The following is a 10,969-nucleotide window of genomic DNA, read 5'->3' as shown; positions in this document are numbered from 1 at the left end:
GCGTTTGAGATGGTGCTTTTATGATTTATTAAGCCTTAGACGCCATCTTATCCTTACTCGTTTTCAGATCAAAACGATCGGCATTCATGATCTTCACCCATGCCGACACAAAGTCGCGCACGAATTTCTCTTTATTGTCTTCTTGTGCATAGACTTCTGCATAAGCACGGAGGATGGAGTTTGAACCGAAGACGAGGTCAACGCGTGAAGCAGTGCGGACAAGTTCGCCTGTTTTGCGGTCGCGTCCTTCGTATTCATTGAAGTCAGCTGGCTTCCATTCAATTCCCATGTCGAGTAGGTTTACAAAGAAGTCGTTTGTTAGTGTACCAACGCGAGCAGTGAACACGCCATGCTTCGTACCCTTGTGGTTTGTCCCGAGTACGCGCATACCACCAATAAGAACGGTCATTTCAGGAGCAGTTAGACCGAGAAGCTGTGACTTGTCGACGAGTAGCTCTTCAGGACTTAACGTGTATTCCTTCTTCTGATAGTTACGGAATCCGTCAGCCATTGGCTCTAATACGTCAAAGCTTTCAACATCTGTTTGCTCTTGCGTTGCATCCCCGCGTCCTGGTGAGAATGGAACAGTAACGTCAACACCAGCATCTTTTGCCGCTTTTTCTACAGCTGCACTACCTCCAAGAACAATCAAGTCAGCAAGGCTAACTTTTTTATCAAGTTTGCTTTGGATTTTCTCATATACGGATAGTACTTTTGATAATTGCTCTGGTTCATTTACATCCCAGTTATTTTGTGGCTCTAAGCGGATACGTGCACCATTAGCACCACCGCGATAATCAGAACCGCGATACGTACTTGCAGAAGCCCAAGCTGTTGTCACAAGCTCGCTGACACTTAATCCGGAGTCGAGGATTTTAGCTTTCAGGTTTTCAACTTCAGCAGCAGTCAATTCGTAATCCACATTCGGGATCGGGTCCTGCCAGATCAAATCTTCCTGTGGTACTTCAGGGCCAAGGTATCTTTCTTTCGGTCCCATGTCACGGTGAAGCAATTTGAACCATGCACGTGCAAATTGATCAGCGAAATATTCGATATCCTCGTGGAAGCGACGTGAAATCTTTTCATAAATTTCATCTTCACGAAGCGCCATATCTGCTGTTGTCATCATAGTATTCACTTTGATTGAAGGATCTTCAGCATCTGGTGCAAGGTGCTCTGGTTTAGGATTAACTGGCTTCCATTGGTGTGCACCTGCAGGGCTTTTTGTTAATTCCCACTCATAGCCGAATAGTAAGTCGTAGTATCCGTTATCCCATTTTGTTGGATTAGCGGTCCATGCGCCGTCTACACCACTTGTAATTGTGTCGCGACCTTTACCACTTCCGTAAGAGTTCTTCCAACCAAGTCCCTGCTCTTCAATATCAGCAGCTTCCGGTGCGGCTCCAACGTTAGCTTCAGCGTCTCCTGCGCCGTGTCCTTTACCAAATGTATGACCACCGGCAATAAGAGCAACCGTTTCTTCATCATTCATTCCCATTCGGGCAAATGTTTCACGAATGTCACGTGCACTTCCTAGCGGATCTGGTTCGCCATTTGGTCCTTCAGGATTCACATAAATAAGCCCCATTTGAACGGCAGCTAGCGGACTTTCGAGCTCGCGGTCGCCTGAATAACGGTTGTCACCAAGCCACTCTTTTTCAGTACCCCAATAAATATCTTCTTCTGGATGCCACACATCTTCGCGTCCGCCAGCAAAACCAAATGTATTCAAGCCCATTGATTCAAGCGCAACGTTCCCCGTGATGACAAGTAAATCAGCCCAAGAAATCTTATTTCCGTACTTTTGCTTGATTGGCCAAAGGAGGCGACGTGCTTTATCAAGGCTCGCGTTATCTGGCCAGCTGTTCAATGGTGCAAAACGCTGCGATCCAGTAGCGCCACCGCCACGTCCGTCACCAGTACGATATGTACCAGCTGCGTGCCATGACATACGGATGAAGAGAGGGCCATAATGTCCATAATCAGCTGGCCACCAGTCCTGGCTGTCTGTCATTAAGTCACGAAGATCCTGCTTCAGTGCATAATAGTCCAGATTTTTGAATTCTTCAGCATAATCAAAGTCTTCCCCCATTGGGTTGCTTTTGCGGTCGTGCTGTTGAAGAAGTTGCAAGTTTAACTGGTTCGGCCACCAGTCTTTATTTGTAGTCTTCACTTTAGTCGTAGTAATGGCGCTATCTTCCTTTGTTTGGCCGTGAGAGACAGGGCACTTCCCAGCTTGGCTGTCATGCATTTCATTTTTATCCATATTTCATTCTCCTTCCGAATTTAAGAAAATTAATTATAACTCCTATTAGATTATAATTATAATAAATTAATAATCATTTTGGAAGAGTTATGCACTAATTTTCACAAAATAATTTTAATAACTCGTTTTATAAAGCGGTTACAATTAATGGGAAAGAAATAGTCACCCTTGTTTCGGGTTTATTTATCCACTTACTATATATTTTCGATTCCATTACGAGTTTACCTCTTTCAAAAAACAGTTTATGGCATATCATATAATAGAAAAGAGAGGCGGTAATCCCCGCCTCTCTTTTTAGTAACCTATTTTGTTATAAGCTGATCCTTCAAAAGAAATTTTTCAACCACTTTTGCGACACCATCATTCTCGTTCGTATCTGCAATATAGTCAGAAATCTTTTTGATGTCATCGGGAGCATTACCCATTGCAACACCGAGGCCAGCAAATTCAATCATTTCTTGATCATTGTAGCTGTCTCCAACTGCAATGACTTCTTCTCGTTTAACACCGAGCTCGTTAATAAGCTTCTCGATGCTCGTGCCTTTCGTAATCCCTTTATCAGTAAACTCGAGAAAGTAAGGCTTGGAACGCATCACGCTGAATTCTTCACCTAACTCAGCTTGAAGTTTGGTTTCCACTTTCTTCAGGTGCTCCGGTTCACCAACCATCAGAACTTTTACAACCGGTTCTGTGACACGATCGATAAACGAATCGACGACAGTGATTGGTAGGCCTGTAAGATCTGACTCAATTGTTGTGTAGGGATTTTCTTCGGCGGTAATAATTTCATCCTCGACGTAAGTGTGAATATAGACGTTCTCTCGAAGACTGATTTCGTAAAGTCGTTGAACAGCTTCGACAGATAATGTCTGACTGAAGAAATCCTTTTTGGAATGACAGTTAATAATCTTTCCGCCGTTAAAAGAGAGAATATAACTCTCATAGTCTGCGAGCAGGAGCTCCTCAGCATATGGGACCATTCCGAATGTTGGGCGTCCAGACGCAAGCACGACTTTGTTTCCTTCTTGCTGGGCTTGCATAAGAGCTTCTTTGCTTCGAGCAGAAATCATTTGATCAGCATTGAGCAATGTATCGTCTAAATCTAATACAATCATTTTATATGACATATGTGATTTTCATCTCCTTACTAGTTTCCTTTACCATTTTACTAGAAATAATGAGATAGAGGGGGAGGGATTAGTAAATGGAAAAAAGTAATTAGTGTATTAGGTAACGAATAGAACGTTAGATCATAATTGAAATAATAGAGGACTAGTTAAATTCATGGGCTGATCATGGTCAATTCCGTTAGCCGTCCCCACGCTTTTAGAATACTTATAAGCTAATTAAATAGAAAGATATATCCAATTCGCTAAACTCTTATGCTTTACGCATCATGTTAACGGGTATATGAATAGTGTAGAGCATTGATGTTACAAAACCATTTATAAGAATTGATAACATTGTGCTAATGATCATTTGATAGCTTAATATACTTAGAAAGGGTGTAGTAAAGAATGAAAGTACTTATTGTTGGTGCAAACGGTCAGGTTGGAAAGCATCTTGTTTCATTTATTCAAGATCATAAAGACTTAGAAGCGAAAGTTATGATTCGAAAAGAGGAGCAAGCTTCCTACTTTAAAGATTTAGGTGCTGAAACAGCGGTAGTTGATTTGGAAGAAGACATTAACGCTATAGCAAAAGCTGCTGAAGGCGTAGATGCTGTTGTCTTCACAGCAGGTTCTGGACCAAACACTGGAGCAGACAAAACCGTTCTTGTTGATTTAGACGGTGCTGTAAAAACAATTGAGGCTACAAAACAAGCTGGTGTGAAGCGTTTTATTATGATCAGTTCCTTTGATACATCTCGTGAAGCCATCCAGTCTGCACCTTCTTCCTTTTCACCATACGTGGTAGCCAAACATTATGCAGACAAATGGTTAAGAGCAACTGATTTGGATTATACAATTATCCATCCAGGTTTATTAACAAATGATAATGGAATTGGCAAAGTGAATGCAGCATACGAAGTAGAGAGAAATGAAATTCCTCGAGAAGATGTGGCAAGTGTCATTTTGGCCACTCTTGAAAATGATGCAACCATTGGGAAAGAATTTCAGGTTGTAACTGGAACGAATTCAATTAAGGATGAAATTAGTTCACTGTAATTGAAAGGTTATGCTTGGGACTTAGTACTCGTCTCACGATACTCATAAGTTTGAAGCTTCAGAGGCTTGAATTGAGAAATGTATAAGTCAGTGAATGAAGCGATAGGAATAGATTAAAAGGAGAGCACCTGATATCAGGTGCTCTCCTTTTAAATGGTAGTTACTAACAATTATGAATGTTCTTTTTCCAAATATTTCTGAAGGGGATATGAACAGAAGGACAAAAAAACAACCACCAGGAATTCTCCCTGATGGTTGTGATATAAAAATTAGCAATCTTGCCCTTTAACAAACGCAGCGCCAACGATAATAAGAAGAATGAACAAAACAACGATCAACGCGAAGCCATTCCCGTAACGAGCGCCACCTACCTGGTTTCCACAGCCGCCATATCCAGCGCCGCCTACCTGGTTTCCACATCCGTAACCATAACTCATGAAATCATCTCCTTTCATAGGATCTTCTTTAGTGTATGAAGGAGATATGAATCGTGCTTAGGTGATGGACTAGGTAGAAGAAAGTTAGGTAGATCTTTATAAGACTAATAACAAAATTCTGCTTTACTAAAGTAGAATTTGGTACTTTTTATTTAAATGAAGCATACCCTTCATCAGCCATTACGACGCTACAATCAGCAACTAAAAGAACGTGATATCGTCATGGTAGAGATCGAAGAAGGAGAGCATGAAAGGGTGTATCTTGCTCTTGTTCGTCATCGAGAAGGACAAGCAACTCGAGTAGGAAAAGAGTTTGTAACTAACATAAAAAAACATTTCTAAAAAAAGGACTGGTTCATCATTTGAACCAGCCCTTTTCCTTGAATCGCGATATCGCTTCAATTCGATTTGTTACTTCTAATTTATCCAGAATGACAGAAATATAATTACGAACCGTTCCAGGGGTAATGTAAAGTTCACTTGAAATGTCTTTTGTGTTTTTACCATCAGCCATTAACTGAATGACTTGCTTCTCACGTTCTGTTAGCGGATTTTCATTACCGAAAGCTAGATCCACTAACTCAGGCGAGAATATCCTCTGACCTTCAATGATCTTTCGAATCGAGCTTGCGAGCTCATCACTCGGACTATCCTTCAGAAGATAGCCACTAACGCCAGCTTTACGAGCACGTTCAAAATAACCAGCACGAGCAAAGGTTGTTAGTATAATGATTTTACATGAATGACTGCTTAGCTCTTCAGCTGCATCAAGTCCGCTCTTAAGTGGCATTTCAATGTCCATAATACAAATGTCTGGCTGTAATTCTTTTACTAAAGAAATCGCTTCTTCACCATTCGTCGCCTGACCGACAACTTCCATTCCTTCTTCTAGGTCGAGTAAGGCGCCAAGCGCCCCAAGTAGCATACGCTGATCCTCCGCAAGCACGATGCGTATCACACCGATCCCTCCTGTTCTTTTTGTTGAATCACATTTGGTACACGAATATTTAAAATTGTTCCTGTTGAAGAATTAATATCAAGAGAGCCGTTTACGAATTCTAGTCGCTCCCTCATTCCCTGTAGTCCGTGTCCTTTGAATGAAGTTGTTCCTTCTGGGATGCCATCACCGTTATCTTCGACTTGAATGAGGACATCTGTTGGAGATTGTTCAATCAGAACTCTGCACCATGAAGCGTTACTGTGTTTGACGATATTCGTCACAGCTTCTTTGAGACACATGCTTAAGACATTTTCTACGAGTAACGGTGTATTCTCAAGTTGTTGATTACCTTCAAAACGAAATTCCGTCTCTGCGGCCTGTAAAATTTGTTGTACGCGTAAAAGCTCGTCTTCAACTCTTGCTCCACGCATATTCGATACCATTTCACGTACTTCTTTTAGAGCGGTTCTGGCTGTTTGTCGAATATCATGAATTTCATTAATAGCAGCATCAGGCTTAACAGGAATTAGCTTTCTAGCTAAATCGCTTTTAAGTCCGATCATCGATAGTTTTTGCCCGAGTGTATCATGTAAATCTCGCGCAATCCGTTCTCTTTCTTCAATCACCATCAGCTGCGAAATTTTCTCATTCGCGTTTTGGAGTTGTTGTTCCAAGCGGTGCTGTTTGTTTCGATAGCGAATGGTAAAAGGGAGTAGAGCCACTCCAAGCACACAGATGAAAATAAATGGGAGCTGTGGTAGTAATGTATCATCGTGAGTGAAGAATATAATGACTGTTGCAGCAATCGTCGTTGTGAGATGAACAATATAGAGTGTTAGAAACCCTGCTTTATTCTCGATGCTACCAATAAAAAACGCTAAAAACAGAGCGAAGTAGACATAACCGAATAAGATCGTCATCACAATACTTATGGCCATTTCAATGCTGACCCATAAATAGACTAATTTACTATTTGAAATGAAAGATAATCGATAGGATAAGAAAAATAAAAGAATGACGAAGATGCCGATTGTAATTTCTATAACCGATGAAGATCGGAAAATAAAAAAGAAGGGTAGCAAACAAAAAATAATCCAAACGTAAGAACTGATCCCAGTGTTCTTAGGAATGATATGATACCAGCTTTGCATAGGGATCTCCTTTCGAGGTGCTTTAATTACAGGATATACCATCAGTATTCGCCTGTCACTTATCTACCATTAGTATAATCTCTTTAAAGATATTGAAAAACCCATCCAGGCTGAATGGGTTTTTCAGTAATGTTATTTTTCCTGGAAGCTTGGTCTTTTCGTAGTCATCATCGCAAGCTTTGCAGGATTTTTAAGAAGTGGTTTTACTTCTTTAAATGTAACGAACGTTTTATTCTTTGTATCATATAGACGGAATCGAATGGATTCAAGGCTTGATAATAACGTAATCGTCGTCGCCTTATGCAATGGAGGCGTTGATTCATGCGCCTTTTCAAGATGATAGTTTGGCACTCTTGGACTTAAGTGATGCACGTGATGATACCCGATGCTTCCGGATACCCACTGAAGAAGTTTAGGAAGTTTATAGTAAGAACTGCCATCCACGGCTGCTTTTACAAAGTCCCACTCTGTTTCATCTTCATAATAAGAGTCCTCGAATTGGTGCTGAACATAGAACAACCAGATTCCAAGTGACCCAGCAACATAAAGAATTGGAAGTTGAATGATTAGAAACGCTTCCCATCCAATAGCCAGGATCAATAGGGAATAGGTCGCAACGATTGATGCGTTGGTAATGTATGTGCTCATACGCTCTTTACGTTTCGCGTCTTTGCGATTAAAACGGTTAGCGATAAGGAAAAGGTAGATCGGACCAAGCCCGAACATTACAATCGGGTTACGGTAGAGACGATAAGCGAGTCTACCCCAGAATGTAGCTGCAGCATACTCTTCAACTGTCATCACCCAGATATCGCCTGTTCCACGCTTATCTAAGTTTCCACTTGTTGCGTGATGAATATTATGCTCGCGTTTCCATTTTTCAAACGGGAAGAGAGTAATGATCCCAGAGATCGTACCAACTATCCGGTTTGCTTTTTGACTCTTGAAGAAAGAGCCGTGTGTGCAATCGTGAAAAATAATAAAGATTCGAACGACAAATCCTCCTGCGATCATCGCAAGTGGAACGGCTAACCAGGCAGACACGCTTAAGCTCTGATAAGCCAGAAACCATAGCAACAAGAATGGAAGAAGGGTGTTCAAGAGCTGTCGTACCCCTACGACCGTGTCGGGTTTTGCGAAAGTTGATACACTTTTTTTCAATTCTTTTTGTTTTTGTTTTTGTTCATTCATATGGTTACCCCTTTGTTAGGCATAGTTGAAATAACGTTAAGCCTAATGATAGAGGATTTGGTGTCATGGTGTAAGACACAAACGTCAGGACATAACCATGATAAATGTCATGGGTTTGTTGGGGATAAAAGGAAGATAGAGTATGCTATCATGCAAAAAAGCCTGAAAAACCTCTACTTTAGAGGTTTTTCAGGCTTTTAACACTATTCTAAGTTCGCATGCTTTCCATACATCTTATTCGTATCCAACCCTTTCTTATCCATAAAGCGTAAAATTATCGCATCATAGAAAAGTAAAAGAGTCTGTTCAAATAAAGAGCCCATTGGCTGAATCGTTTCAAAATCACCTGACTGATCCTTTGGTGAACCTGGTAATGTTACGATGATGTCTGCTAGCTCGCCAATTGTTGAGTCAGGATTAATTGTTACAGCAGCGATCTTTCCGCCGATATTGGCGGCCTTATTCGCAATGGAAACGAGCTGTTTCGTTTCACCAGAACCTGATCCGATGATGACAAGATCACCTTCTTCAAAGTTTGGTGTGACCGTTTCGCCAACAACGTAAGCATCAATTCCCATGTGCATCATGCGCATCGCAAAAGACTTTGCCATAAAGCCAGATCGACCACCGCCAGCAACGAAAACCTTGTTCGCTTCGAGAATTTCGTTAGCGAGCTGTTCCGCTTCTTCGTCAGCAATGAGATCTACTGAACGATTTAGCTCATCAATGATTTCAGCTAAATAGTGAGTAGTCTGCATGGTTGATTATCCTTTAATAAGCTCTTGCATTTTTGATGCAACGGCTTTTTTATCGTCTTCACCAGTAATACCGCCACCTACGATGACAAGGTCTGGTTGTACTTTTACAACTTCTTCAAGAGAATCAAGCTTAATGCCACCAGCGATTGCTGTTTTCGAATTCTTTACGACGCCTTTAATTGTTTCAAGGTCTTCGAAAGAATTCTGGCCTTTTGCTTGAAGATCGTATCCAGTGTGGACACAAATATAGTCAACGCCAAGTGCGTCTACTTCTTTCGCACGAGTTGCGAGATCTTTCACTGCCATCATATCAACAAGGATTTCCTTACCTTGTTTCTTCGCTTCTTCAACAGCACCTTTGATTGATTCATCTTCAGCAGCACCAAGAATTGTGATGATATCTGCGTTAGATTCAGATGCTTTCATAACTTCATATCCTGCAGCATCCATAATTTTAAGGTCTGCAAGAACTTCAAGGTTAGGGAATGCTGCTTTCATATCTTTGACAGCACGAAGACCTTCATTGATGACGATCGGCGTACCGATTTCAACAATATCAATATGCTCCTGAACTTCTTTCACTAGTTCAATACCTTCTTCTGTGTTTACCAAATCTAATGCTAGCTGTAATTTCATAATACGTTCACTCCCAATCCATAATTTTTCTTTCTCTCTCTTGTCCGACACCAATATAATCGATCTGTTGGTGTAGTAGCAAGTATACTGCTTACAACCTATTAATGTAAGTACGCACATTAAACTTACATAGTGTCAAAAAGTATACTATGAGTTATACTGGGCTTAAACGGAGGTGATGCGTATGTCACGTACCCAGGATAAAACATTTTACTGTGAAAAAGAATTAACGCTTGCGGTTATCGGAGGCAAATGGAAAATGCTTATCTTATGGCATTTAGGTAAGCAGGGAACGAAGCGATTTGGTGAGCTAAAGTCACTAATGCCGGGAATTACACAGCGTATGCTAGTGAACCAGCTACGAGAATTAGAAGACGACCAAATCGTACATCGAGAAGTATACCCTGTTGTCCCTCCGAAAGTAGAGTATTCCCTTACCGAGCAAGGTGAAACATTAATGCCTATACTCGACTCCATGTATGAGTGGGGGAAGAATTACAATCAGAACGTCCTTGGCAAACCGATTGAGACGAAAGAGTCTGTATAGAAATAAACGAAAAGCCGGGGCGCTCCCCGGCTTTTCGTTTATTTTAATATTCGACTAAAAGTGAAAGTTCTTCCTTAATTGTTTCCCATGCAAATGAATTCGTATCGGTCAGCACAAAGTGTTCTGCTGAGGGGAGTTCGATAAGTTTAACAAAATCGCCTTCGCCTTCAGCTTCGCGCTGGTAGTAATCACTAATCCCGATCGGAACATTAATGTCTAGCGCACCATGAACGAGAATTTGTTGAACACCAAGTGGAAGAAGTTCCACAGGGGAAGCATTTTTGTAGCGCTCTGAATATTCTTCAGGCGAACCGCCTAATAGTTCTGCAGTAGGATTATTTGGTTCAAGAGAGAGGACTTGATCTCTGTACTCATGAACACCATGCATCATTTCAAGATCGTTCACACCTGCAAGGCTAACCACTCCGTGAATAGGAAGAGGGGTGTCCGTAATGAATAACTCACTATTCTTATCTATACGGTGACGCGCAGCAATCCATGTAGCAAGATGGCCCCCAGCTGAATGTCCAATCGTAACCACTTTGTTTAGATCGAGCGGATAGGATTCTGCAAGTGTTCTTATGTAGTCAGTTGCTTTTGCAGCATCTGTAAGTGTTCCAGGATAACCTCCGCCTTCTTGTCCCGTTCGACGGTATTCAATGTTCCACGTGGCAAATCCACTCGCTGTTAAATCTTCCGCCACTTTTCTCATGATCTCGAGTGTGAACGGTTTTCTCCAAAAGCCGCCGTGAATAACGATTGCCACGGGGAAAGGTCTTTCTCCTTCTGGAAGTCGTAGTTCGCCAAATTGATTTTCGTTCTCTCCGTAGAAAAATTTCTCCATGTTACTTACCACCTCTCAGATTGGATTAGAG

General features: G+C 41.4%; 11 protein-coding genes and 1 pseudogene. 3 read left to right on the top strand and 9 right to left on the bottom strand.

Going from position 1 to position 10,969, the window contains the following annotated elements; all coding sequences use genetic code 11:
- Positions 1-28: 28 nt before the first annotated feature.
- Complete coding sequence (katG, locus tag ACIFPW_RS21015; RefSeq protein ID WP_430247015.1) at positions 29-2,266, bottom strand: catalase/peroxidase HPI; 2,238 nt, start codon at positions 2,264-2,266, stop codon at positions 29-31.
- 302 nt (positions 2,267-2,568) lie between these two features.
- A complete protein-coding gene (locus tag ACIFPW_RS21010; RefSeq protein WP_430247014.1) occupies positions 2,569-3,393 on the bottom strand; it encodes a Cof-type HAD-IIB family hydrolase in 825 nt (274 codons plus the stop codon).
- A gap of 390 nt (positions 3,394-3,783) precedes the next feature.
- Here ACIFPW_RS21010 and ACIFPW_RS21005 point away from each other — a divergent pair, with 390 nt between their 5' ends.
- Positions 3,784-4,434, top strand: a complete 651-nt coding sequence (locus ACIFPW_RS21005; protein ID WP_430247013.1) for an SDR family oxidoreductase — start codon at positions 3,784-3,786, stop codon at positions 4,432-4,434.
- Between the two features lie 269 nt (positions 4,435-4,703).
- Here the strand turns inward: ACIFPW_RS21005 and ACIFPW_RS21000 are convergent.
- A pseudogene (locus ACIFPW_RS21000) lies at positions 4,704-4,790 on the bottom strand (YjcZ family sporulation protein); the annotation flags it as partial.
- Between the two features lie 237 nt (positions 4,791-5,027).
- On the opposite strand from ACIFPW_RS21000, the gene ACIFPW_RS20995 reads away from it, so the two are divergent.
- Positions 5,028-5,213, top strand: a complete 186-nt coding sequence (locus tag ACIFPW_RS20995) for a hypothetical protein (RefSeq protein ID WP_430247012.1) — start codon at positions 5,028-5,030, stop codon at positions 5,211-5,213.
- A 16-nt stretch (positions 5,214-5,229) separates the two neighbouring features.
- Here ACIFPW_RS20995 and ACIFPW_RS20990 read toward each other — a convergent pair whose 3' ends face one another.
- The 5 genes from ACIFPW_RS20990 to hxlA form a co-directional block, all read right to left on the bottom strand.
- A complete protein-coding gene (locus ACIFPW_RS20990; protein WP_430247011.1) occupies positions 5,230-5,829 on the bottom strand; it encodes a response regulator in 600 nt (199 codons plus the stop codon).
- A complete protein-coding gene (locus ACIFPW_RS20985) occupies positions 5,826-6,962 on the bottom strand; it encodes a histidine kinase (RefSeq protein ID WP_430247010.1) in 1,137 nt (378 codons plus the stop codon). The genes ACIFPW_RS20990 and ACIFPW_RS20985 overlap by 4 nt, the downstream gene beginning before the upstream one ends.
- Positions 6,963-7,094: 132 nt before the next feature.
- On the bottom strand, positions 7,095-8,153 hold the full coding sequence (locus ACIFPW_RS20980) for a fatty acid desaturase (protein ID WP_430247009.1): 1,059 nt from the start codon (positions 8,151-8,153) through the stop codon (positions 7,095-7,097).
- 203 nt (positions 8,154-8,356) lie between these two features.
- Positions 8,357-8,911: a 6-phospho-3-hexuloisomerase gene (gene hxlB / locus ACIFPW_RS20975; RefSeq protein WP_430247008.1), complete on the bottom strand. Its 555-nt coding sequence runs from the start codon at positions 8,909-8,911 to the stop codon at positions 8,357-8,359.
- 6 nt (positions 8,912-8,917) lie between these two features.
- Entirely contained in the window at positions 8,918-9,547 is a 630-nt protein-coding gene (gene hxlA, locus ACIFPW_RS20970; protein WP_430247007.1) for a 3-hexulose-6-phosphate synthase, read from the bottom strand.
- A gap of 184 nt (positions 9,548-9,731) precedes the next feature.
- Here hxlA and ACIFPW_RS20965 point away from each other — a divergent pair, with 184 nt between their 5' ends.
- The gene (locus tag ACIFPW_RS20965; protein ID WP_098446173.1) at positions 9,732-10,094 is read left to right on the top strand and encodes a winged helix-turn-helix transcriptional regulator; all 363 of its coding nucleotides are present in this window, start codon (positions 9,732-9,734) and stop codon (positions 10,092-10,094) included.
- 43 nt (positions 10,095-10,137) lie between these two features.
- On the opposite strand, the gene ACIFPW_RS20960 is transcribed toward ACIFPW_RS20965, so the two are convergent.
- Positions 10,138-10,938: an alpha/beta hydrolase family protein gene (locus tag ACIFPW_RS20960; protein ID WP_430247006.1), complete on the bottom strand. Its 801-nt coding sequence runs from the start codon at positions 10,936-10,938 to the stop codon at positions 10,138-10,140.
- Positions 10,939-10,969 lie beyond the last annotated feature (31 nt).

The organism is Pseudalkalibacillus sp. NRS-1564, from assembly GCF_050467905.1.
Taxonomy (GTDB): domain Bacteria; phylum Bacillota; class Bacilli; order Bacillales; family Guptibacillaceae; genus Guptibacillus; species Guptibacillus hwajinpoensis_B.
Note: the sequence above shows the minus strand (reverse complement) of the source record. Positions and strands in the feature narration are given on the sequence as shown.